Raw genomic sequence first — 24,822 nt, forward strand, 5'->3', positions numbered from 1 at the left:
TAGCCTTGTTCCTTGAAAACTAGATAGCACAAACAACGACATCCAATAATTATTTTTTATGCAATAACTTAGTAATAACTGATGCGTTATGGCAGCAATGCCTAACAAATCGAAGGTTAAGCTACTAAGGGCGCACGGTGGATGCCTTGGCACTAGAAGCCTAAGAAGGACGGGACGAACACCGATATGCTTCGGGGAGCTGTAAGTACGCTTTGATCCGGAGATTTCCGAATGGGGGAACCCACCATCTTTAATAGGATGGTATCCATTTCTGAATACATAGGGAATGGAAGGCAGACCCGGGGAACTGAAACATCTCATTACCCGGAGGAAGAGAAAGCAAACGCGATTTCCTGAGTAGCGGCGAGCGAAACGGAATCAGCCCAAACCAGAGGGCTTGCCCTCTGGGGTTGTAGGACGTCTCTTTGGAGTTACAAAGGCACGGATAGACGAAGCGACCTGGAAAGGTCCATCAGAGAAGGTAACAATCCTGTAGTCAAAATCCGATGCCCTCCGAGACGGATCCTGAGTACGGCGGGACACGTGAAACCCCGTCGGAATCCGGGAGGACCATCTCCCAAGGCTAAATACTCTCTAGTGACCGATAGTGAACCAGTACCGTGAGGGAAAGGTGAAAAGCACCCCGGAAGGGGAGTGAAAAAGAACCTGAAACCGTGTGCCTACAACTAGTTGGAGCCCGTTAATGGGTGACAGCGTGCCTTTTGTAGAATGAACCGGCGAGTTACGATCCCGTGCAAGGTTAAGCTGAGAAGGCGGAGCCGCAGCGAAAGCGAGTCTGAATAGGGCGAAATAGTACGTGGTCGTAGACCCGAAACCAGGTGATCTACCCATGTCCAGGGTGAAGTTCAGGTAACACTGAATGGAGGCCCGAACCCACGCATGTTGAAAAATGCGGGGATGAGGTGTGGGTAGCGGTGAAATGCCAATCGAACCTGGAGATAGCTGGTTCTCTCCGAAATAGCTTTAGGGCTAGCCTCGCGGCAAGAATCTTGGAGGTAGAGCACTGATTGGACTAGGGGTCCTTACCGGATTACCGAATCCAGTCAAACTCCGAATGCCAACGATTTATCCGCGGGAGTCAGACTGCGAGTGATAAGATCCGTAGTCGAGAGGGAAACAGCCCAGACCACCAGCTAAGGTCCCAAAGTATACGTTAAGTGGAAAAGGATGTGGCGTTGCTTAGACAACCAGGATGTTGGCTTAGAAGCAGCCATCATTTAAAGAGTGCGTAATAGCTCACTGGTCGAGTGACGCTGCGCCGAAAATGTACCGGGGCTAAACGTATCACCGAAGCTGTGGATTGTCTTACGACAATGGTAGGAGAGCGTTCTAAGGGCTGTGAAGTCAGACCGAAAGGACTGGTGGAGCGCTTAGAAGTGAGAATGCCGGTATGAGTAGCGAAAGACAAGTGAGAATCTTGTCCGTCGAAAGCCCAAGGTTTCCTGAGGAAGGCTCGTCCGCTCAGGGTTAGTCGGGACCTAAGCCGAGGCCGAAAGGCGTAGGCGATGGATAACAGGTTGATATTCCTGTACCACCTCCTTTCCGTTTGAACGACGGGGGGACGCAGAAAGATAGGGAGAGCGCGCTGCTGGAAATGCGCGTCCAAGCGATTAGGCTGGTGAATAGGCAAATCCGTTCACCGTGAAGGCTGAGTCGTGATGGCGAGGGAAATTTAGTACCGAAGTCCTTGATTCTACGCTGCCAAGAAAAGCCTCTAGTGAGGAAAAAGGTGCCCGTACCGCAAACCGACACAGGTAGGCGAGGAGAGAATCCTAAGACGATCGGGAGAACTCTCGTTAAGGAACTCGGCAAAATGACCCCGTAACTTCGGGAGAAGGGGTGCTTCCTCGGGTTTATAGCCCAGGGGAGCCGCAGTGAAAAGATCCAAGCGACTGTTTAGCAAAAACACAGGTCTCTGCAAAGCCGTAAGGCGAAGTATAGGGGCTGACACCTGCCCGGTGCTGGAAGGTTAAGAGGAGGGGTTATCCCTTACGGGAGAAGCTCTGAATCGAAGCCCCAGTAAACGGCGGCCGTAACTATAACGGTCCTAAGGTAGCGAAATTCCTTGTCGGGTAAGTTCCGACCCGCACGAAAGGTGCAACGACTTGGATACTGTCTCAACGAGAGACCCGGTGAAATTATAGTACCTGTGAAGATGCAGGTTACCCGCGACAGGACGGAAAGACCCCATGGAGCTTTACTGTAGCCTGATATTGGATTTTGGTACAGCTTGTACAGGATAGGTAGGAGCCATAGAAGTCGGACCGCCAGGTTCGATGGAGGCGTCGGTGGGATACTACCCTGGCTGTACTGACATTCTAACCCAGCACCGTGATCCGGTGCGGAGACAGTGTCAGGTGGGCAGTTTGACTGGGGCGGTCGCCTCCTAAAGTGTAACGGAGGCGCCCAAAGGTTCCCTCAGAATGGTTGGAAATCATTCGCAGAGTGTAAAGGCACAAGGGAGCTTGACTGCGAGACCTACAAGTCGAGCAGGGACGAAAGTCGGGCTTAGTGATCCGGTGGTTCCGCATGGAAGGGCCATCGCTCAACGGATAAAAGCTACCCTGGGGATAACAGGCTTATCTCCCCCAAGAGTCCACATCGACGGGGAGGTTTGGCACCTCGATGTCGGCTCATCGCATCCTGGGGCTGAAGTAGGTCCCAAGGGTTGGGCTGTTCGCCCATTAAAGCGGTACGCGAGCTGGGTTCAGAACGTCGTGAGACAGTTCGGTCCCTATCCGTCGCGGGCGCAGGAAATTTGAGAGGAGCTGTCCTTAGTACGAGAGGACCGGGATGGACACACCGCTGGTGTACCAGTTGTTCCGCCAGGAGCATAGCTGGGTAGCTACGTGTGGAAGGGATAAGTGCTGAAAGCATCTAAGCATGAAGCCCCCCTCGAGATGAGATTTCCCACAGCATTAAGCTGGTAAGATCCCTTAGAGATGATGAGGTAGATAGGTTCGGGGTGGAAGCGTGGCAACACGTGGAGCTGACGAATACTAATCGATCGAGGGCTTAACCTAAAATATTGGAAAGTTGTGCGTGCTATCTAGTTTTCAGGGAACACCTGAAATAAGGAAGTTCGATTAAGTGCCACCACGTCCTGTGGTGAACACCGAACGGCTAACATCCTGTTAGTCTAGTGATGATGGCGAAGAGGTCACACCCGTTCCCATGCCGAACACGGAAGTTAAGCTCTTCAGCGCCGATGGTAGTTGGGGGATCTCCCCCTGCAAGAGTAGGACGTCGCTAGGCTTATATAGTGGAGGATTAGCTCAGCTGGGAGAGCATCTGCCTTACAAGCAGAGGGTCGGCGGTTCGAGCCCGTCATCCTCCACCATATTTTCTTATAACCCGAAAGGGTACATATATCGCCGGTCTAGCTCAATTGGTAGAGCAACTGACTTGTAATCAGTAGGTTGGGGGTTCAAGTCCTCTGGCCGGCACCAGCTTTTCTTATCGAAAAGAGCCATTAGCTCAGTTGGTAGAGCATCTGACTTTTAATCAGAGGGTCGAAGGTTCGAGTCCTTCATGGCTCACCATGCATTTGCGGGTGTGGCGGAATTGGCAGACGCGCTAGACTTAGGATCTAGTGTCTTACGACGTGGGGGTTCAAGTCCCTTCACCCGCACCAATTGCGCGGAAGTAGTTCAGTGGTAGAACATCACCTTGCCAAGGTGGGGGTCGCGGGTTCGAATCCCGTCTTCCGCTCCATTAACTAAATTAGATTTTGCGCCCGTAGCTCAATTGGATAGAGCGTCTGACTACGGATCAGAAGGTTAGGGATTCGACTTCTCTCGGGCGCACCATTATTTTGTTGGTTTTCTTCTTTTTACGGGAAGTAGCTCAGCTTGGTAGAGCACTTGGTTTGGGACCAAGGGGTCGCAGGTTCAAATCCTGTCTTCCCGACCATTCATACCAACGGGGCCTTAGCTCAGCTGGGAGAGCGCCTGCCTTGCACGCAGGAGGTCAGCGGTTCGATCCCGCTAGGCTCCACCAATTAATTTTAAAAAAGTTGTTGACACTGACAAATGAATCATGATATGATGGTTTGGTCGCTGAAAACGACATTGAAAGAAAAATTGATCTTTGAAAACTGAACGAAACGCCATGTAAGTAGTTGTTTCTACGGAAACAAAACATTGTTTTAAAGCTAGATTAAGCTTTCTATCGGAGAGTTTGATCCTGGCTCAGGACGAACGCTGGCGGCGTGCCTAATACATGCAAGTCGAGCGAAGAGATGGGAGCTTGCTCCCTGATCTTAGCGGCGGACGGGTGAGTAACACGTGGGCAACCTGCCCTGCAGACTGGGATAACTCCGGGAAACCGGAGCTAATACCGGGTAATACATCGCACCGCATGGTGCAATGTTGAAAGTTGGCTTTCGAGCTAACACTGCAGGATGGGCCCGCGGCGCATTAGCTAGTTGGTAAGGTAATGGCTTACCAAGGCGACGATGCGTAGCCGACCTGAGAGGGTGATCGGCCACACTGGGACTGAGACACGGCCCAGACTCCTACGGGAGGCAGCAGTAGGGAATCTTCCGCAATGGACGAAAGTCTGACGGAGCAACGCCGCGTGAGTGACGAAGGCCTTCGGGTCGTAAAGCTCTGTTGTTAGGGAAGAACAAGTACCGTTCGAATAGGGCGGTACCTTGACGGTACCTAACCAGAAAGCCACGGCTAACTACGTGCCAGCAGCCGCGGTAATACGTAGGTGGCAAGCGTTGTCCGGAATTATTGGGCGTAAAGCGCGCGCAGGCGGTCTTTTAAGTCTGATGTGAAAGCCCACGGCTCAACCGTGGAGGGTCATTGGAAACTGGAGGACTTGAGTGCAGAAGAGGAGAGTGGAATTCCACGTGTAGCGGTGAAATGCGTAGATATGTGGAGGAACACCAGTGGCGAAGGCGGCTCTCTGGTCTGTAACTGACGCTGAGGCGCGAAAGCGTGGGGAGCAAACAGGATTAGATACCCTGGTAGTCCACGCCGTAAACGATGAGTGCTAGGTGTTGGGGGGTTCCACCCTCAGTGCTGAAGTTAACACATTAAGCACTCCGCCTGGGGAGTACGACCGCAAGGTTGAAACTCAAAGGAATTGACGGGGGCCCGCACAAGCAGTGGAGCATGTGGTTTAATTCGAAGCAACGCGAAGAACCTTACCAGGTCTTGACATCCTCTGACAATCCTGGAGACAGGACGTTCCCCTTCGGGGGACAGAGTGACAGGTGGTGCATGGTTGTCGTCAGCTCGTGTCGTGAGATGTTGGGTTAAGTCCCGCAACGAGCGCAACCCTTGATCTTAGTTGCCAGCATTTAGTTGGGCACTCTAAGGTGACTGCCGGTGACAAACCGGAGGAAGGTGGGGATGACGTCAAATCATCATGCCCCTTATGACCTGGGCTACACACGTGCTACAATGGACGGTACAAAGGGCAGCAACACCGCGAGGTGAAGCGAATCCCATAAAGCCGTTCTCAGTTCGGATTGCAGGCTGCAACTCGCCTGCATGAAGCCGGAATTGCTAGTAATCGCGGATCAGCATGCCGCGGTGAATACGTTCCCGGGCCTTGTACACACCGCCCGTCACACCACGAGAGTTTGTAACACCCGAAGTCGGTGGGGTAACCTTTATGGAGCCAGCCGCCGAAGGTGGGACAAATGATTGGGGTGAAGTCGTAACAAGGTAGCCGTATCGGAAGGTGCGGCTGGATCACCTCCTTTCTATGGAGAATTACGAAGGTAACTTACGTTACCAACCTTGCATGAGCGTTTCGTTTAGTTTTGAAAGAATGATTTATTCTTTCAAACCAGGTGAAGTGATGAAGCTTAGGCGGATTCAAACAGTAGCCTTGTTCCTTGAAAACTAGATAGCACAAACAACGACATCCAATAATTATTTTTTATGCAATAACTTAGTAATAACTGATGCGTTATGGCAGCAATGCCTAACAAATCGAAGGTTAAGCTACTAAGGGCGCACGGTGGATGCCTTGGCACTAGAAGCCTAAGAAGGACGGGACGAACACCGATATGCTTCGGGGAGCTGTAAGTACGCTTTGATCCGGAGATTTCCGAATGGGGGAACCCACCATCTTTAATAGGATGGTATCCATTTCTGAATACATAGGGAATGGAAGGCAGACCCGGGGAACTGAAACATCTCATTACCCGGAGGAAGAGAAAGCAAACGCGATTTCCTGAGTAGCGGCGAGCGAAACGGAATCAGCCCAAACCAGAGGGCTTGCCCTCTGGGGTTGTAGGACGTCTCTTTGGAGTTACAAAGGCACGGATAGACGAAGCGACCTGGAAAGGTCCATCAGAGAAGGTAACAATCCTGTAGTCAAAATCCGATGCCCTCCGAGACGGATCCTGAGTACGGCGGGACACGTGAAACCCCGTCGGAATCCGGGAGGACCATCTCCCAAGGCTAAATACTCTCTAGTGACCGATAGTGAACCAGTACCGTGAGGGAAAGGTGAAAAGCACCCCGGAAGGGGAGTGAAAAAGAACCTGAAACCGTGTGCCTACAACTAGTTGGAGCCCGTTAATGGGTGACAGCGTGCCTTTTGTAGAATGAACCGGCGAGTTACGATCCCGTGCAAGGTTAAGCTGAGAAGGCGGAGCCGCAGCGAAAGCGAGTCTGAATAGGGCGAAATAGTACGTGGTCGTAGACCCGAAACCAGGTGATCTACCCATGTCCAGGGTGAAGTTCAGGTAACACTGAATGGAGGCCCGAACCCACGCATGTTGAAAAATGCGGGGATGAGGTGTGGGTAGCGGTGAAATGCCAATCGAACCTGGAGATAGCTGGTTCTCTCCGAAATAGCTTTAGGGCTAGCCTCGCGGCAAGAATCTTGGAGGTAGAGCACTGATTGGACTAGGGGTCCTTACCGGATTACCGAATCCAGTCAAACTCCGAATGCCAACGATTTATCCGCGGGAGTCAGACTGCGAGTGATAAGATCCGTAGTCGAGAGGGAAACAGCCCAGACCACCAGCTAAGGTCCCAAAGTATACGTTAAGTGGAAAAGGATGTGGCGTTGCTTAGACAACCAGGATGTTGGCTTAGAAGCAGCCATCATTTAAAGAGTGCGTAATAGCTCACTGGTCGAGTGACGCTGCGCCGAAAATGTACCGGGGCTAAACGTATCACCGAAGCTGTGGATTGTCTTACGACAATGGTAGGAGAGCGTTCTAAGGGCTGTGAAGTCAGACCGAAAGGACTGGTGGAGCGCTTAGAAGTGAGAATGCCGGTATGAGTAGCGAAAGACAAGTGAGAATCTTGTCCGTCGAAAGCCCAAGGTTTCCTGAGGAAGGCTCGTCCGCTCAGGGTTAGTCGGGACCTAAGCCGAGGCCGAAAGGCGTAGGCGATGGATAACAGGTTGATATTCCTGTACCACCTCCTTTCCGTTTGAACGACGGGGGGACGCAGAAAGATAGGGAGAGCGCGCTGCTGGAAATGCGCGTCCAAGCGATTAGGCTGGTGAATAGGCAAATCCGTTCACCGTGAAGGCTGAGTCGTGATGGCGAGGGAAATTTAGTACCGAAGTCCTTGATTCTACGCTGCCAAGAAAAGCCTCTAGTGAGGAAAAAGGTGCCCGTACCGCAAACCGACACAGGTAGGCGAGGAGAGAATCCTAAGACGATCGGGAGAACTCTCGTTAAGGAACTCGGCAAAATGACCCCGTAACTTCGGGAGAAGGGGTGCTTCCTCGGGTTTATAGCCCAGGGGAGCCGCAGTGAAAAGATCCAAGCGACTGTTTAGCAAAAACACAGGTCTCTGCAAAGCCGTAAGGCGAAGTATAGGGGCTGACACCTGCCCGGTGCTGGAAGGTTAAGAGGAGGGGTTATCCCTTACGGGAGAAGCTCTGAATCGAAGCCCCAGTAAACGGCGGCCGTAACTATAACGGTCCTAAGGTAGCGAAATTCCTTGTCGGGTAAGTTCCGACCCGCACGAAAGGTGCAACGACTTGGATACTGTCTCAACGAGAGACCCGGTGAAATTATAGTACCTGTGAAGATGCAGGTTACCCGCGACAGGACGGAAAGACCCCATGGAGCTTTACTGTAGCCTGATATTGGATTTTGGTACAGCTTGTACAGGATAGGTAGGAGCCATAGAAGTCGGACCGCCAGGTTCGATGGAGGCGTCGGTGGGATACTACCCTGGCTGTACTGACATTCTAACCCAGCACCGTGATCCGGTGCGGAGACAGTGTCAGGTGGGCAGTTTGACTGGGGCGGTCGCCTCCTAAAGTGTAACGGAGGCGCCCAAAGGTTCCCTCAGAATGGTTGGAAATCATTCGCAGAGTGTAAAGGCACAAGGGAGCTTGACTGCGAGACCTACAAGTCGAGCAGGGACGAAAGTCGGGCTTAGTGATCCGGTGGTTCCGCATGGAAGGGCCATCGCTCAACGGATAAAAGCTACCCTGGGGATAACAGGCTTATCTCCCCCAAGAGTCCACATCGACGGGGAGGTTTGGCACCTCGATGTCGGCTCATCGCATCCTGGGGCTGAAGTAGGTCCCAAGGGTTGGGCTGTTCGCCCATTAAAGCGGTACGCGAGCTGGGTTCAGAACGTCGTGAGACAGTTCGGTCCCTATCCGTCGCGGGCGCAGGAAATTTGAGAGGAGCTGTCCTTAGTACGAGAGGACCGGGATGGACACACCGCTGGTGTACCAGTTGTTCCGCCAGGAGCATAGCTGGGTAGCTACGTGTGGAAGGGATAAGTGCTGAAAGCATCTAAGCATGAAGCCCCCCTCGAGATGAGATTTCCCACAGCATTAAGCTGGTAAGATCCCTTAGAGATGATGAGGTAGATAGGTTCGGGGTGGAAGCGTGGCAACACGTGGAGCTGACGAATACTAATCGATCGAGGGCTTAACCTAAAATATTGGAAAGTTGTGCGTGCTATCTAGTTTTCAGGGAACACCTGAAATAAGGAAGTTCGATTAAGTGCCACCACGTCCTGTGGTGAACACCGAACGGCTAACATCCTGTTAGTCTAGTGATGATGGCGAAGAGGTCACACCCGTTCCCATGCCGAACACGGAAGTTAAGCTCTTCAGCGCCGATGGTAGTTGGGGGATCTCCCCCTGCAAGAGTAGGACGTCGCTGGGCAACATAAGAGAAGCGAGAGACCTGAGGGTTTCTCGCTTTTTTGTATTCAAAAAATGTTGAAAGCTCGTAAGAGAAAAAGCTGCAGGAAAGACAATCAAAAACTTCTTCGTAAGCTTCGTAGGGGTGGGAGAAGCAAGAAATTCGAGGAAGCAAGTGATGTCAGACCGGAGTGGATATTCGAGAGATCCATGAGGATCTGGCATCGCGCAGCTGACGAAGAAGTTCGCCGCTTATCGCGCCCCGTATGAGAACACGGAAGTTAAGCTCGAGCGCCGATGGTAGTTGGGGAATCTCCCCCTGCAAGAGTAGGACGTCGCTGGGCAATGAAGAAAAGCGAGAGACCTGAGGGTTTCTCGCTTTTTTTGTATTTCTTTCTCAACACTTTTAGATAGCTAGTTCTGTTTTAAAAGATCGCGGAATTAATTTTTCTGTTTGCATAATTGTTTTGCCTTACTATCGCAGAGTAATTCCTCAAGCATCTAAATACCTGATCGGATATATTCTCTATCTAAGCACTCTATATAATTGAGAAATAAAAGCAATTCATATAGCAGGGCTAAGAAACTTTTAATGAAAAATCTTGCTACCCTTATGTAGCAAATGAATTATTCGAGTCTGATCGTATTTTTTTTGTTTAATAGTTTTCTGAAGAAAATTTTAGTTGCTCTATTAAAAGGTGAAAACTAGAGAAAAAAGAGTCTTGGATTTATCTTAAATGGTAATGCTTTATACAGAAGAACTACGATAGGCTTGTTGCTTTGCAATCCTTGATAAAAACGTTATAATATATTTAACGTCAAATATAGTCAAAGTCAGTATGGGGACGGAGAGGAGGGAACTACGTGAGGAATGTTTCCGATATTATTGAAGCATATTTAAAGAAAATTTTAATGGTGGATGGAAGGGATGCTGTTGAAATAAAGCGAAGTGAAATAGCAGATAAATTTCAATGTGTTCCCTCACAAATTAATTATGTAATAAATACCCGCTTTACGATTGAAAAAGGCTATATTGTGGAAAGTAAGAGAGGTGGAGGGGGTTATATACGGATCGTTAAAGTTAAACCCGAAACCCACGCTGATTTAATAGACGAAATGATACAGATCGTCAAAAATCAAGTGCCACAAGTAGTTTCAGAAAATATTATTCTTCGTTTACATGAAGAAGAGGTAATTTCGGAGCGAGAAGCGAAGTTAATGTTAAGCGTACTAGATCGTACTGTGATTACTATAGAATTACCAGTTAGAGATCATCTGCGTGCGAATATGTTGCGTGCAATGCTAACTGCTTTAAAATATAAATAAATTTTATACTTTTTAGGGTAGAGAAGGAGGGTTGCCCTATGACTTGTCAGGAATGTGGTGAGCGCCCTGCTACGCTTCATTTCACTAAGATTATTAATGGTGAAAAAACAGAGTTTCACATTTGTGAGAAGTGTGCTAAGGAAAAAGGTGAGGTTGAGCCAGGCACTAACCATTTTTCTATCCATAACTTATTATCGGGATTACTAAATTTCGATACCCCTATTGAGGAGAATCCAGCTCAGTCTTTTTATAAAAAAGAGCCAATACACTGTCCAAAGTGTGGGTTGACCTATCAACAATTCACTAAGATTGGAAGATTTGGGTGTTCTGAGTGCTACAAAACCTTTTCGGATAACTTGGATCCTATACTTAAAAAAGTTCATGGGGGCAATACTGTTCACGCTGGAAAAGTTCCGAAGAGGGCTGGAGCAGCGATAGAAATTGAACGCAAAGTCCAGAACTTAAGAAGCAAAATGAAAGAGTATATCCAGCATGAAGAATTTGAAAAAGCTGCAGAAACTAGAGATTTGATTCGTTCCCTTGAAGAAAAGAGCAAATGGGAAGGGGGAGCATAATGTCACTTCAGCATTTTATCAGTGAAGCCGTAAGCCCATGGATGAAAGATGAGGGTCCAGATTCTGATATTGTCATGAGTAGTCGGGTCCGATTTGCACGTAACTTAAAGAATTATGTTTTTCCGATCGTTTCAAACAGTGAGGATAATTTACAAGTTATAAAAGAAGTTCGACAACAGTTTACAGATATTCCAGACGACCAGATTGGTGAACTTGAATTAATTGAAATGGATGAGTTAAAACCTATCGAGAAGAGAGTTCTTGTGGAGAAGCACTTGATTAGTCCTAACCTTATCGAACACTCAAATAACGGCGGCGTGCTTCTGAGCGAGAATGAAACGGTTAGTATAATGATTAATGAAGAAGATCATTTTCGTATTCAATGTCTAGTTGCAGGGTTCGAACTGAAGAAGGCGCTAAGCATTGCAAATTCATTAGATAACTGGATTGAAGGAAAAGTTGACTACGCATTTGATGAAAGAAAAGGATATTTAACAAGTTGTCCTACTAATGTGGGAACCGGCATGCGAGCTTCTGTTATGCTACACCTCCCTGCGCTTGTATTAACACAGCAATTAAACCATATTATTCCGGCTATCAACCAGCTCGGTCTGGTCGTAAGAGGTAGCTATGGGGAAGGTAGCGAAGCGCTAGGTAATATTTTTCAGATATCAAATCAGATCACTCTTGGAAAGACAGAAGATGACATCATCGAAGATTTACAAGGTGTGGTTATGCAAGTTATCGAAAAAGAACGTGCTGCTAGAAGGGCACTTCTAGATAACTCCAGAATTGAGTTAGAGGATCGTATTTATCGTGCCCTTGGTGTTCTGCAGAACAGCAGAATTATTCAATCAAAAGAAGCAGCTAAGTGTTTGTCAGATGTAAGACTTGGTATTGATTTAGGTCTTGTAAAAGGCTTATCTAAATCGATATTGAATGAATTGCTTATCCTAACGCAACCAGGTTTCTTACAGCAGTATGCTGGGGCAAGTCTTACCCCTACGGAACGAGATATCAAACGTGCTACTTTAATTAGAGAAAGACTTGAACTTGAAGATCAACTAACGAAGAATTTGGAGGGTGATGAACAATGATGTTTGGACGATTTACAGAACGTGCCCAGAAAGTACTTGCTTTAGCACAAGAAGAGGCGATCCGACTTGGCCATAACAACGTTGGTACTGAACATATCTTACTTGGGTTAGTCCGTGAAGGTGAAGGTATTGCAGCCAAAGCGTTAACAGCACTTGGACTTGGCTCAGACAAGATTCAAAAAGAAGTAGAGAAGTTAATTGGACGCGGACAGGACTCTGTTCAATCCATTCACTATACACCACGAGCTAAAAAAGTGATTGAATTATCGATGGATGAAGCACGTAAGTTGAGCCATTCCTATGTAGGTACTGAACATATTCTACTTGGCTTAATTCGTGAGGGTGAAGGCGTTGCTGCACGCGTACTTAATAACTTAGGGGTAAGCTTGAATAAAGCTCGCCAGCAGGTTCTACAATTGTTAGGTAGTAATGAAAGCTCTTCTTCTAGTCATCAAGCTGGAGGAGCGAGCGCGAATACTCCTACACTAGATAGTCTTGCAAGAGATCTTACTGTGATCGCTCGAGACAACGGACTGGATCCTGTTATTGGTCGAAGCAAAGAAATTGAGCGAGTGATTGAAGTGCTTAGCCGACGTACAAAGAATAACCCTGTCCTAATCGGAGAGCCAGGAGTTGGTAAAACTGCAATTGCAGAAGGCCTTGCTCAGCAAATTATTAACAATGAAGTACCTGAAACGCTTCGTGATAAGCGCGTTATGACGCTAGATATGGGTACTGTCGTTGCAGGTACGAAATACCGCGGTGAATTTGAAGACCGTTTGAAGAAAGTAATGGATGAAATTCGTCAGGCAGGTAACATTATTCTGTTTATTGATGAACTTCATACACTAATTGGTGCTGGTGGTGCAGAAGGAGCAATTGATGCTTCAAATATTCTTAAACCTGCACTAGCAAGAGGAGAACTTCAATGTATTGGTGCTACTACTCTTGATGAGTATCGTAAATACATTGAGAAGGATGCTGCCCTTGAACGCCGCTTCCAACCAATTCAAGTTAACGAACCGACAAGTGATGAGTCCGCTCTTATTTTAAAGGGACTTAGAGATCGTTATGAAGCTCATCACCGCGTTACGATTACTGACGATGCGATCGAAGCCGCGGTTAAACTTTCAGATCGTTACATTTCGGATCGTTTCTTGCCGGATAAAGCAATTGATTTAATTGACGAAGCCGCTTCGAAAGTTCGCCTTCGTTCTTATACTGCACCACCAAACTTAAAAGAACTTGATAAGAAGCTTGAAGAGGTTCGAAAAGAAAAGGATGCCTCTGTTCAAAGCCAGGAGTTTGAGAAAGCCGCTTCTCTTCGTGATTCTGAACAACGCTTACGCGAGCAGCTAGAGCAGACGAAGAAAGAATGGAAAGAAAAGCAAGGAAAAGAGAATCAAGAGGTTACACCGGAGGATATTGCAATTGTCGTTGCCAATTGGACCGGTATCCCGGTTTCCAAGCTAGAAGAGCAGGAAACAGAACGTCTATTGAAAATGGAAGAGATTCTTCATAATCGCCTGATCGGTCAAGAAGAAGCCGTAAAATCCATTTCAAAAGCAGTACGACGTGCTCGTGCTGGATTGAAGGATCCTAAGCGCCCAATTGGTTCATTTATTTTCCTTGGGCCAACAGGGGTAGGTAAAACTGAACTAGCTCGTGCTGTTGCTGAAACACTATTCGGTGAAGAAGATTCTGTTATTCGAATTGATATGTCTGAGTACATGGAGAAACACTCAACGTCACGTCTTGTTGGTTCACCTCCAGGTTACGTTGGATATGAAGAAGGCGGGCAGTTAACTGAGAAGGTAAGACGCAAACCTTATTCTGTTATCTTGCTAGATGAAATTGAGAAAGCACATCCAGATGTCTTTAATATTCTTCTTCAAGTACTAGAAGATGGACGTTTGACTGATTCTAAAGGTCGCGTAGTCGATTTCCGTAATACAGTCGTTATTATGACTTCAAACGTTGGAGCTAGCACGCTTAAACGTAATAAATACGTTGGCTTTTCAACTGGCTCTGAAGGTCAGGAATATAGCGATATGAAAGGTAAAGTGATGGATGATCTTAAGAAGACTTTCCGTCCAGAGTTCCTAAACCGAATTGATGAGACGATTGTATTCCATTCTCTTGAAAAGAAACACTTGAAGGAAATCATTGTTCTGATGGCCAACCAGCTTAAAGCTCGTCTATCAGATCATGGTATTGATTTTGAATTAACGGATACGGCTCTAGATAAGATCTCTGAGGAAGGTTATGATCCAGAATATGGTGCTCGACCGCTTAGAAGAGCTCTACAGCGCCATATTGAAGATCGTCTTTCTGAAGAGTTGCTTAGAGGTAACATCGAAAAAGGTCAACGAGTGAAAATCGATTATAAAGAAAATGATTTTGTTGTCGAAACCCTTTCTGAAGCAACTTCATCTTAAGAATAACAACCGGAAGGCAAATGTCTTCCGGTTTTTTTATATTTGAGGAGTGGTTTGAGATACTTAAGGGAAAGGTATTGAGACAATGATTATGTCTTATTTCGGGATGCTAGAGTAAAAGAGTTGAAAAGCAGTTTATTTCAATAATCAGGACGGTTTACTTGTCCTAGAGAACTTTTTAAATCTGCCAATCATTATGAGTTCATAGGAACTTATAAGTTGTGATAAAATAAAGATAGTAATTTGTTCGGTTGATCGTGAAGGTGAGGGTGTTAAATGGCAAAGAAAAAAACGAAATTTATGTGTCAGGATTGTGGCTATGAATCTGCTAAATGGATGGGGAAATGTCCGGGGTGCCATCAATGGAATACTATGGTGGAAGAGGTTGTACCAGGTGACAATGACCGAAGACGTTTTGTTACTTCAAGTAATGAAACTGCAAGTAAACCGACGTCCATCCGACGTATTCAAAAAGAAATGGAGCCTAGAATTTTAACTCATATTACAGAGCTTGATCGCGTGTTAGGCGGCGGAGTAGTACCAGGCTCCCTCGTACTTGTTGGAGGGGACCCGGGTATTGGTAAGTCAACTCTTTTGCTCCAAACGTCATCAAAGCTTGCTGACCAAGATCATCCGGTTCTATATATCTCTGGTGAAGAGTCTGTCAAGCAGACGAAGCTTCGTGCAGATCGTCTAGGAGTCGATGCAGAAAAATTATATGTATTAGCAGAGACTGATCTTGAGTATATTAGTAAAGCAATTGAAGAAATAAACCCCCAGCTTGTGATCATCGATTCGATCCAAACCATTTTCAGGTCAGAAGTTACGTCTGCACCCGGAAGTGTTTCACAAGTGCGGGAATGTACTTCTCAACTTATGCGTATAGCTAAAACAAGAGGAATAGCTATTTTCATTGTTGGCCATGTGACAAAAGAGGGGTCAATTGCTGGTCCGAGACTTTTAGAACATATGGTTGACGCTGTGCTTTATTTTGAAGGGGAACGTCACCATACGTTTCGAATTCTACGCGGAGTAAAGAACCGTTTTGGCTCAACAAATGAAATTGGTGTTTTTGAGATGAAGGAAGAGGGGCTTGAAGAAGTGCTGAACCCTTCAGAAATCTTTCTAGAAGAACGATCATCTGGATCAGCTGGTTCAACGGTTGTTGCATCTATGGAGGGAACAAGAACTGTTCTAGTTGAGATCCAGGCATTAATATCACCAACAAGCTTTGGGAATCCACGAAGAACCGCGACAGGGATTGATCATAATCGCGTTTCTCTATTAATGGCAGTGCTTGAGAAAAGAGTAGGACTTCTCCTGCAAAATCAGGATGCCTATTTAAATGTTGCGGGTGGTGTGCGACTTGATGAGCCGGCAATTGATCTTGCTATTGCAGTTTCAATCGCGTCCAGTTTTAGAGATCAACCAACACGTCCATCAGATATTGTGGTAGGAGAAATTGGACTAACAGGAGAAATCAGAAGGGTATCACGCATCGAACAACGAGTGATTGAAGCTGCCAAACTTGGTTTTGAGCGGGCTATTATTCCGAAGAAAAATATAGGTGGTTGGACTTTCCCTGAAGGTATTCAGGTTATTGGAGTTCAAACCGTAGATGAAGCATTAAATGAAGCGCTAGGAGGGTAGAAGATGGAGATCGATAAGCAGCAGGAAATCATAAATGAAATTCTAAAAATCGTTGCACCCGGTACGCAGTTAAGGCATGGAATCGATAATATACTACGAGCTAATACTGGCGGTTTAATCGTTGTAGGGTATGATGGGAAATTGCAGGACATTGTTGATGGTGGATTTTCAATAGAGTGTCGGTTTACCCCTGCTTACTTGTATGAGCTTGCGAAAATGGATGGAGCCATTATTTTAAACAAAGAAGCTTCTAAAATCCTTTATGCTAATACACAGTTAATACCTGAGACTTCGATCCCGTCTACTGAGACGGGTATCCGACATCGAACAGCGGAACGCGTCGCCAAGCAAACAGGTAATCTAGTGATCTCGATCTCACAGCGTCGTAACGTTATTACACTTTATCAAGGAAGTATTCGATATTCATTAAAGGAAATCGGCGTTATACTGACAAAAGCGAATCAGGCGATGCAAACACTTGAAAAATACAAATCAGTTCTTGATCAAGGGATTACCGATCTCGGAGCTCTTGAGTTTGAAGAACTCGTAACCCTTCAGGAAGTTGCTCAAGTTATCCATCGTATTGAGATGGTTTTGCGCATCAAAAAAGAGATCCTTAACTACATTAATGAGCTTGGTACGGAAGGACGACTGATTAGTATGCAGATGGAAGAGCTTGTTTCGAATCTTGAATCGGAAGCAAAGTGGCTGATTGGAGATTACGTAAAAGATGTGGATGAATCTCCAGCTGATGTTATGAAACGTTTAAAGAAGCTTTCAAGTGATGACTTACTAGAAGACAATGCCATTATGAGAATTCTGGGTTATCATGATCAAAATGAGAATGTAGCACCGAGAGGGTATCGGATCTTGCATAAAATTCCGAGACTGCCATCAAATATAATTGAGAACTTGGTAGATAGTTTTGAAAACCTTAACGCTATTTCTAAAGCCTCTATTGAAGAACTCGATCATGTAGATGGAATTGGGGCCATTCGAGCTAAGAAAATTAAAGATGGATTGAAACGAATTCAGGAGCAACTCTTTGTAGATCGCCACATATAGGGCTGTGAAATAGACATTCCATAGGGGGTGTGCTAATCTATAATTAATTTATAGTCATGCAAGCTAACCTATAATCATACTATAAAATTCACAAACTTCAAGGATTTATGTTTCAATTCTGAGAATTTGTTTATAATGTTAAAAGGAGGTGAAAACGTCAATGATAAAGTGGATTGTACAGTTATTTTTTATCATTTTAGGCGGAGCACTGGGATTAGTATACTTACCAGATTTAATACAATTACTCAATATAGGGGACCTTCCAGCAGTATTTACTAATTCTTATGCAGGTGCTGTCATAGGAGCGGTGTTGTTCTTTCTAGCAACTTTTTGGGTGACAGATTATATTGTCGATTTCATTCGTCTGGTTGAAGAAAAGGTTGTTAGTGCACCGGTTGGAGACGTACTATTTGGGGCAATTGGACTGATTATTGGACTTATAATTGCATTTTTACTAACCGTACCTCTGGCTGAGATTAATTTTCCAGTTGTGAGTAACATTCTGCCGATTTTCATTACCATTTTGCTTGGGTATTTTGGATTCCAGGTTGGATTTAAAAAGCGTGATGAGCTGATTAATCTTTTCTCGAACACCAAAGGAAAAGATAAGAAAAAGGATAACGATGAGGATGAAATTGATTCTGGTTCATCCAAATTGAAAATCCTTGATACAAGCGTAATTATTGACGGAAGAATTGCTGATATCTGTCAAACTGGTTTTCTTGAAGGAACACTCGTTATACCACAATTTGTACTGGAGGAATTGCAGCATATTGCTGATTCATCAGACGTTTTGAAACGAAACCGTGGTCGTCGAGGTCTTGATATACTAAACAAGATACAAAAAGAGCTTGCGGTGAATGTGGAAATATACGAAGGTGATTTTGAAGAAATTCAAGAAGTTGATAGTAAATTGGTTAAGCTTGCCAAGCTTGTTAATGGCATGGTTGTTACAAACGACTTTAACTTAAATAAAGTATGCGAACTTCAAAAGGTTCAAGTGTTGAACATCAACGATTTAGCTAATGCGGTTAAACCAGTCGTTCTCCCTGGTGAAGAGCTTAATGTTCAAGTCATCAAAGATGGAAAAGAATATAATCAGGGCGTAGCCTATCTAGACGATGGTACAATGATTGTAGTGGAAGAAGGTAGGAATTATATTGGCAAAACGATTGATGTTCTTGTAACAAGCGTATTGCAGACATCAGCTGGACGCATGATTTTTGCCAAACCCAAACTACTCGAAAAAGCACTTTAAGTGATAGGCGACGGGGGTTCTAGCTTTGAAATATTCAGTAGTCATTCCTGCTGCCGGACAGGGAAAAAGGATGAACGCAGGCAAAAACAAACAATTTATTATGCTTGAAGGAAAACCGATTATCGTTCATACGATATCGGTTTTTCAGAGTGACCCACATTGCGAGGAGATCGTGCTCGCTGTAAATGAACGTGAGCATGAAGATTTTCACTCGCTTATTCAGGAATATGGATTAACAAAGGTAAGTCGTGTCGTAACAGGTGGCTATGAACGTCAGCAAAGTGTTTATGAAGGACTTAAAGCATTGCAAGGGGATAAAATTGTTTTAATTCACGATGGCGCCCGTCCATTTTTTACACATGAAGTTGCAAATCAAGCGGCGACAGCAGCTAAAGATTACGATGGTGCGATTGTAGCTGTTCCAGTTAAGGACACAGTGAAGCAAGTGGATGAACTGAAGGTGCAGAAAACCATTGATCGCTCAAGCTTGTGGGCCGTGCAAACTCCACAGGCTTTTCGTCTTTCGGTCATCAAAGGAGTTCATAAATGGGCTGAGGAGAACGGTGTGATTGGAACTGACGACGCCAGTTTAGTAGAGATGAATGGACGCTCAGTCCAAGTGATCCCGGGCGATTATTGGAATGTGAAATTAACAACACCTGAAGATTTAATTTTTGCGAGAGCGATCTTGCGAGAGAAGAGGGAGAGTGGAGTTTAATGCGAGTTGGTCATGGCTTTGATGTACATAAGTTAGTGGAAGACCGTCCGTGTATTATTGGAGGGGTTACCATTCCATTTGAGAAAGGTTTGCTTGGTCATTCCGATGCAGACGTACTCCTGCATTCCGTTGCGGATGCTTGTCTTGGGGCTATTGGAGAAGGCGATATAGGAAAACATTTTCCCGATACAGATGAAGCTTTTAAAGATGCTGATTCAAAGGAACTTCTTCGACATGTATTTGGAATTGTGAAGGAAAAAGGCTTCACGCTCGGTAATGTGGATTGCACGATTATTGCGCAGCTTCCCAAAATGGCTCCTCATATTTCAGCTATGCGTGAAGTGATTGCTCATTTACTTGAGGGTGACATTAGCCAGGTGAATGTGAAAGCTACTACTTCAGAGAAGCTTGGATTTACTGGTAGAGGGGAAGGAATTGCGGCTGAAGTTGTCGTATTGCTTCAAAAAGCTTGACCGATAATTTGACGGTAATGGTAAAATAATAAGACAGTTAAAGATAATAATTAATGGTGGTGGATATAATGGGAAACGAAGTACGCGTACGTTATGCGCCGAGCCCAACAGGTTATTTACATATTGGGAATGCAAGAACGGCGTTATTTAATTATTTGTTTGCTAGAAATCAAGGCGGTAAGTTCATCATTCGTATTGAAGATACGGACCAGTCTCGTAATGTTGAAGGCGGCGTTGAGAATCAGCTTGATTACTTAAAGTGGCTAGGAATGGATTGGGATGAAAGTATCGATAAAGAGGGAGAATACGGTCCATATACTCAAATGGAACGTCTAGATATTTATACTGAACATACAAAAGAGCTTTTGAATAAAGAACTTGCATATAAATGTTATTGTACAGAAGATGAGCTTGAGGCAGAGCGAGAAGCACAGCGTGCGCGAGGAGAAATGCCTCGATATTCTGGAAAATGTCGACATCTTACAGAAGATCAGCGTGAAAAGTTAGAAGCGGAAGGTAGAGAACCGAGCATTCGTTTTGCAGTTCCACGTGATAAAGAATATTCGTTTGACGATGTTGTAAAAGACCGCGTATCCTTTGAATCGAATGGAATTGGCGACTTTGTTATCGTTAAGAAGAACGGTATTCCGACTTACAACTATGCAGTTGCTCTCGATGATCACCATATGAAGATTTCTCACGTTCTTCGTGGGGATGATCATATCTCAAACACACCTAAGCAGTTAATGATCTACGAAGCATTTGGTTTTGAACCACCTAAATTTGGTCATATGACACTGATCGTTAATGATCAGAAGAAGAAGCTTAGTAAGCGGGATAAATCAATTGTGCAGTATATTGAACAGTACCATGACTTAGGTTTTCTTCCAGAAGCGTTATTTAATTTTGTGACACTACTTGGTTGGTCGCCTAAGGGAGAAGAAGAGCTGTTTACGAAAGAGCAATTGATCGAAATCTTTGATCCAGAACGCTTGTCCACTTCGCCGGCAGTTTTTGATTCACAAAAACTCTACTGGATGAATAATCAATATATTAAACAGGCGAGTCTTGATCGAGTGGTTGAACTTACTCTTCCACATCTTGTTGAAGCAGGAAGATTCCCTCTTGAAATGACAGCGGAACAAAAGGAATGGGCTCAAGAACTAATCGCCCTTTATCAAGAACAACTTCACTATGGTAGAGAAATTGTTGAGCTTACTGAGTTGTTCTTTAAGCAAGAAATTCAGTATAATGAAGAGGCAATGACAGTACTAAACGAAGAGCAAATTCCTGAAGTGATGCAAGGATTCTTAGACCAACTTAAAGAAGTTGAAGAATTTGAGCCAGCTGCGATTAAATCAGCTATCAAGGCTACTCAAAAGGCAACTGGTCATAAAGGTAAAAAACTCTTTATGCCAATACGTGTAGCTACGACAGGTGAAACACATGGACCTGAACTACCACAGGCGATTGCCTTACTTGGAAGAGAAGCAGTTAATGCTCGTTTGAATCAAGTTCTTGCGATGAATAAAGCATAATAATAAACCAATTGACAACAAACGTTGAAGAGGAAAAGTAAATGAGTGTAATTCTTTATAGAGAGAGCTGTCCTCGGCTGAAAGCAGCTTAAGTATTCATTCATTGAAATGCCCCTCTGAGTCTTCTGCAGAAAGCCTTTATGGTGATTAGGTAGGAGCGGTGCCGCCGTTATCGGTGATAGGAACATTTGTAAAAATGTTCGAAGCAGAGTGGAACCACGCGAATAGCGTCTCTGTGTGATGGAGTCATCACACAGGGGCGCTTTTTTTTTAATAATTATTGTTCTTTGGAACGCTAAGAGGGTGAACCTACATTCTAGTTGACCTTATGGGAGTATACGGAGAGAGGTGAAGACATGTGGAAGACGTTGAAGCAGGATATCGATGTGGTCTTTGATCAAGATCCAGCAGCACGAAGTTATTTTGAGGTTATTTTAACTTATGCTGGCCTTCACGCAATATGGTCACATCGAGTGGCACACTGGTTTTGGAAAAAGAAGTTTTTCTTTCTTGCTAGAGCAGTATCGCAAATCAGTCGATTTTTCACAGGTATCGAAATTCATCCAGGAGCAACAATTGGAGAACGTTGTTTTATTGATCACGGTATGGGTGTTGTTATTGGAGAAACATGTGAGATTGGAAATAATGTGACGTTATTCCAAGGCGTAACACTTGGGGGAACTGGTAAAGAAAAAGGGAAACGTCATCCAACTCTTGGGGATAATACGCTTGTTGCGACGGGAGCGAAGGTGCTAGGCTCCATCACGATAGGAGAGAATTCCAAAGTAGGTGCCGGGTCAGTTGTTTTGCAGGATGTGCCTGTTAATTCAACTGTGGTAGGTATACCTGGAAGAGTCGTTATCCAAAATGGAGTGAAAGTTCCACATAATCTTGACCATCATAAGATGCCGGATCCAGTGGCTGATAAATTTAAGCAAATGGAACAAGAATTGCGAGAGTTAACAGAGGAAGTCCGAACGTTAAGGAAGAGGAGTGAAAGTTATGGCGATTAAGCTATATAATACATTGACACAGAAAAAAGAAACGTTTCAACCAATTGAAGAAGGTAAAGTACGGATGTACGTGTGCGGTCCGACCGTATACAACTATATTCATATTGGTAACGCGCGCCCTGCTATTGTCTTTGATGTTGTCCGTCGTTATCTGCAATACAGAGATTATGATGTGCAGTATGTTTCTAACTTTACGGATGTAGATGATAAATTGATTCGAGCGGCCAATGAATTGGGTGAAGATGTACCGGCAGTGGCTGAACGATTTATCGGTGCTTATCATGAAGATACGGGTGCGCTTGGCGTTAAGAAAGCAGACGAACATCCAAGAGTAACAGAGAACATGCAGGAAATCATTGATTTTATCACAGCTCTTATTGAAAAGAACTACGCATATGAGTCTGAAGGAGATGTGTACTTTAGAACTCGTCAATTCGAAGGTTATGGAAAACTTTCACACCAGTCCATCGATGAGCTTAAGCTCGGTTCTCGAATTGTGGTGGGTGAAAAGAAAGAAGACCCTCTTGATTTTACACTTTGGAAATCTGCAAAAGAAGGTGAAATTTCATGGGCGAGTCCATGGGGAGAGGGGCGACCAGGCTGGCATATTGAATGCTCGGCGATGGCGAAGAAATATTTAGGAGATACAATTGATATTCATGCGGGAGGAAAAGATCTGGCATTCCCTCACCATGAAAATGAAGTAGCGCAAACGGAAGCGTTAACTGGGCATACTTTTGCGAATTATTGGCTTCACAACGGGTATATCAATATTAACAACGAGAAAATGTCTAAATCACTAGGTAATTTTGTCCTTGTTCATGACTTGATTAAACAGCATGACCCAGAAGCGATTCGATTCTTTATGTTGTCTGTTCATTATCGTAATCCCATTAACTTTGACCATGAGCTCCTGGCAAGTGCTAAAACAGGACTTGATCGCATTAAGGATACGGTAGAAAACCTTGAGCACCGCCTTCAACACAGTGCTGACCTTGATGGAGAAGTTGAGAAATGGCAAGAGAAAATTGAGGGATATCGTGAACGCTTCGTTACAGAAATGGACGATGATTTTAATACGGCGAATGCGATCTCCATTTTATTTGAACTTTCTAAAGAAGCTAATCTCTACCTCCAGGGGACAAATTCATCCATGGAGATTCTTGAACTATTTATGGAGCGCTTTGAAGACTTTGGTTCCGTTCTTGGCATTTCCTTCAAAAGAGAAAAAGCTCTACTTGATGAAGATGTGGATCAACTGATAGAAGAACGAAATGAAGCAAGGAAGCAACGTGATTTTGGAAGAGCAGATGAAATTCGTGATGAATTAAAAGAACAGGGAATTCTTCTTGAGGATACACCTCAAGGTGTTCGCTGGAAAAGGATGTAGCGCATGAAGGAAATCGATGCAAAACAACTTAATTCACTTGCGCTTGCTTATATGGGAGATTCTGTTATTGAAATTAACGTTCGGAAGCGGCTGCTTTCACTTGGTCACATTCGACCTAATCAGCTGCACCGAACAGCAACGACGTATGTTTCTGCAAAAGCACAGGCAGCGTTCCTGCACCATGTATTAAACAAAGAATGGCTGACAGAGGAAGAAGCTGGTGTTGTGCGCCGAGGAAGAAATGCTAAATCGGGAACTGTCCCAAAGAATACGAGCGTAAGTACGTACAAATATTCAACAGCCCTTGAAGCTTTGTTTGGGTACCATCATTTAAAGGGAAATGAAGAGAGAGTAAATGAATTGTTACAAAAGCTTTATGAATTCGTAGAACAACCGAAGAAAGAAGTGAAGTCAGATGGATAAAGAATTTATTGTAGGACGAAATTCGGTTCTTGAAGCATTACGATCGGGACACGAAATCAATAAAATTTGGATAAATGAAGGGTCTCAAAAAGGCCCTCTTCAAAACTTGATACAAAAAGCAAAGGAACAAAATGTACTCGTGCAGTTCGTGCCGAAACGAAAGCTAGAACAACTATCCGGGGAAAGTAACCATCAAGGTGTTGTCGCTTCAATTGCGGCTTATGAATATGCTGATCTTGAGGATTTATTTAAGAAAGCAGAGGATTCTGGGAAGCCGCCGTTTTTCCTTATTCTTGATGAAATTGAAGATCCTCATAATCTAGGATCTATATTAAGAACAGCGGATTCTGCAGGAGCTCATGGAGTTATTATTCCAAAAAGAAGAGCGGTTGGTTTAACTTCTACCGTTGCCAAATCTTCTACAGGAGCGATTGAGTATATCCCGGTTGCGCGAGTAACGAACCTTGCTAGAACAATGGACGAGTTGAAAGACCGCGGCTTGTGGTTTGTGGGCACTGATGCAACCGGGGGGCAGGACTATCGTCAGGCAGACTATGATATGGGGATCGGACTTGTCATCGGAAGTGAAGGTAAAGGGATGGGACGTCTTATTAAGGATAAATGTGATTTCTTAGTAAGTCTTCCAATGGCCGGAAAAGTAACCTCTCTCAACGCTTCAGTTGCTGCAGGGTTAATGATGTATGAGGTTTACCGACAACGTCATCCTTTGGGGGAGTAAAT

The 24,822-nt window shown here is 44.9% G+C and carries 14 protein-coding genes, 8 tRNA genes, 5 rRNA genes and 1 other annotated feature; all 27 genes read left to right on the top strand.

Annotated elements, in window-relative coordinates; all coding sequences use genetic code 11:
* The first annotated feature begins 114 nt into the window (after positions 1 to 114).
* The 27 genes from AC0VYV_RS00610 to rlmB all read left to right on the top strand — a co-directional run bounded on the left by AC0VYV_RS00610 (position 115) and on the right by rlmB (position 24,820).
* Positions 115 to 3,044: ribosomal RNA gene (locus AC0VYV_RS00610) — 23S ribosomal RNA — on the top strand.
* Between the two features lie 115 nt (positions 3,045 to 3,159).
* Positions 3,160 to 3,276: ribosomal RNA gene (rrf, locus tag AC0VYV_RS00615) — 5S ribosomal RNA — on the top strand.
* A 9-nt stretch (positions 3,277 to 3,285) separates the two neighbouring features.
* A tRNA-Val gene (locus AC0VYV_RS00620) sits at positions 3,286 to 3,361 on the top strand.
* 33 nt (positions 3,362 to 3,394) lie between these two features.
* Positions 3,395 to 3,470 (top strand) — tRNA-Thr (locus tag AC0VYV_RS00625).
* 17 nt (positions 3,471 to 3,487) lie between these two features.
* Positions 3,488 to 3,563: transfer RNA gene (locus tag AC0VYV_RS00630), tRNA-Lys, on the top strand.
* A 7-nt stretch (positions 3,564 to 3,570) separates the two neighbouring features.
* A tRNA-Leu gene (locus AC0VYV_RS00635) sits at positions 3,571 to 3,655 on the top strand.
* A 5-nt stretch (positions 3,656 to 3,660) separates the two neighbouring features.
* Positions 3,661 to 3,735, top strand: a tRNA-Gly gene (locus tag AC0VYV_RS00640).
* A gap of 18 nt (positions 3,736 to 3,753) precedes the next feature.
* Positions 3,754 to 3,830, top strand: a tRNA-Arg gene (locus AC0VYV_RS00645).
* A 26-nt stretch (positions 3,831 to 3,856) separates the two neighbouring features.
* Positions 3,857 to 3,933 (top strand) — tRNA-Pro (locus AC0VYV_RS00650).
* 11 nt (positions 3,934 to 3,944) lie between these two features.
* Positions 3,945 to 4,020 (top strand) — tRNA-Ala (locus AC0VYV_RS00655).
* Positions 4,021 to 4,188: 168 nt separating this feature from the next.
* Positions 4,189 to 5,740: ribosomal RNA gene (locus AC0VYV_RS00660) — 16S ribosomal RNA — on the top strand.
* 237 nt (positions 5,741 to 5,977) lie between these two features.
* A 23S ribosomal RNA gene (locus AC0VYV_RS00665) occupies positions 5,978 to 8,907 on the top strand.
* A 115-nt stretch (positions 8,908 to 9,022) separates the two neighbouring features.
* Positions 9,023 to 9,139, top strand: a 5S ribosomal RNA gene (gene rrf / locus AC0VYV_RS00670).
* Together the 16S, 23S and 5S rRNA genes with 8 tRNA genes alongside form the textbook arrangement of a ribosomal RNA operon.
* 842 nt (positions 9,140 to 9,981) lie before the next feature.
* Complete coding sequence (locus tag AC0VYV_RS00675) at positions 9,982 to 10,443, top strand: CtsR family transcriptional regulator (RefSeq protein WP_194220266.1); 462 nt, start codon at positions 9,982 to 9,984, stop codon at positions 10,441 to 10,443.
* Positions 10,444 to 10,481: 38 nt separating this feature from the next.
* Positions 10,482 to 11,018, top strand: coding sequence for a UvrB/UvrC motif-containing protein (locus tag AC0VYV_RS00680; RefSeq protein WP_194220267.1), 537 nt, complete (start codon positions 10,482 to 10,484; stop codon positions 11,016 to 11,018).
* A gap of 41 nt (positions 11,019 to 11,059) precedes the next feature.
* Positions 11,060 to 12,115, top strand: coding sequence for a protein arginine kinase (locus AC0VYV_RS00685; protein ID WP_408962593.1), 1,056 nt, complete (start codon positions 11,060 to 11,062; stop codon positions 12,113 to 12,115).
* Positions 12,112 to 14,553 (top strand): ATP-dependent protease ATP-binding subunit ClpC, encoded by a 2,442-nt coding sequence (gene clpC / locus AC0VYV_RS00690; RefSeq protein WP_206759457.1) that lies wholly within the window; start codon positions 12,112 to 12,114, stop codon positions 14,551 to 14,553. The genes AC0VYV_RS00685 and clpC overlap by 4 nt, the downstream gene beginning before the upstream one ends.
* A 276-nt stretch (positions 14,554 to 14,829) precedes the next feature.
* Positions 14,830 to 16,203, top strand: coding sequence for a DNA repair protein RadA (radA, locus tag AC0VYV_RS00695; protein ID WP_194220270.1), 1,374 nt, complete (start codon positions 14,830 to 14,832; stop codon positions 16,201 to 16,203).
* A gap of 3 nt (positions 16,204 to 16,206) precedes the next feature.
* Positions 16,207 to 17,268: a DNA integrity scanning diadenylate cyclase DisA gene (gene disA, locus AC0VYV_RS00700; RefSeq protein ID WP_194220271.1), complete on the top strand. Its 1,062-nt coding sequence runs from the start codon at positions 16,207 to 16,209 to the stop codon at positions 17,266 to 17,268.
* Between the two features lie 160 nt (positions 17,269 to 17,428).
* Entirely contained in the window at positions 17,429 to 18,526 is a 1,098-nt protein-coding gene (locus tag AC0VYV_RS00705; protein WP_194220272.1) for a PIN/TRAM domain-containing protein, read from the top strand.
* Positions 18,527 to 18,551: 25 nt separating this feature from the next.
* On the top strand, positions 18,552 to 19,244 hold the full coding sequence (gene ispD / locus AC0VYV_RS00710) for a 2-C-methyl-D-erythritol 4-phosphate cytidylyltransferase (RefSeq protein ID WP_475374370.1): 693 nt from the start codon (positions 18,552 to 18,554) through the stop codon (positions 19,242 to 19,244).
* Positions 19,244 to 19,717 carry a 2-C-methyl-D-erythritol 2,4-cyclodiphosphate synthase gene (gene ispF / locus AC0VYV_RS00715; RefSeq protein WP_194220274.1) on the top strand — a complete coding sequence of 158 codons (474 nt, stop codon included), beginning with the start codon at positions 19,244 to 19,246 and terminating at the stop codon, positions 19,715 to 19,717. Before ispD ends, ispF begins: the two co-directional genes overlap by 1 nt.
* 68 nt (positions 19,718 to 19,785) lie before the next feature.
* Positions 19,786 to 21,255 (top strand): glutamate--tRNA ligase, encoded by a 1,470-nt coding sequence (gene gltX, locus AC0VYV_RS00720; RefSeq protein ID WP_194220275.1) that lies wholly within the window; start codon positions 19,786 to 19,788, stop codon positions 21,253 to 21,255.
* Between the two features lie 15 nt (positions 21,256 to 21,270).
* Positions 21,271 to 21,493 (top strand) — a binding site (T-box leader).
* 118 nt (positions 21,494 to 21,611) lie between these two features.
* On the top strand, positions 21,612 to 22,268 hold the full coding sequence (gene cysE / locus AC0VYV_RS00725; RefSeq protein WP_404684295.1) for a serine O-acetyltransferase: 657 nt from the start codon (positions 21,612 to 21,614) through the stop codon (positions 22,266 to 22,268).
* Positions 22,258 to 23,658 (top strand): cysteine--tRNA ligase, encoded by a 1,401-nt coding sequence (gene cysS, locus AC0VYV_RS00730; protein ID WP_475373182.1) that lies wholly within the window; start codon positions 22,258 to 22,260, stop codon positions 23,656 to 23,658. The genes cysE and cysS overlap by 11 nt, the downstream gene beginning before the upstream one ends.
* A gap of 3 nt (positions 23,659 to 23,661) precedes the next feature.
* On the top strand, positions 23,662 to 24,081 hold the full coding sequence (locus tag AC0VYV_RS00735) for a Mini-ribonuclease 3 (protein ID WP_194220277.1): 420 nt from the start codon (positions 23,662 to 23,664) through the stop codon (positions 24,079 to 24,081).
* Positions 24,074 to 24,820 carry a 23S rRNA (guanosine(2251)-2'-O)-methyltransferase RlmB gene (rlmB, locus tag AC0VYV_RS00740; RefSeq protein WP_226616809.1) on the top strand — a complete coding sequence of 249 codons (747 nt, stop codon included), beginning with the start codon at positions 24,074 to 24,076 and terminating at the stop codon, positions 24,818 to 24,820. The genes AC0VYV_RS00735 and rlmB overlap by 8 nt, the downstream gene beginning before the upstream one ends.
* The last annotated feature ends 2 nt before the right edge of the window (positions 24,821 to 24,822 follow it).

The sequence above is a fragment of the Anaerobacillus sp. QJM3NY_17 genome, assembly GCF_056173665.1.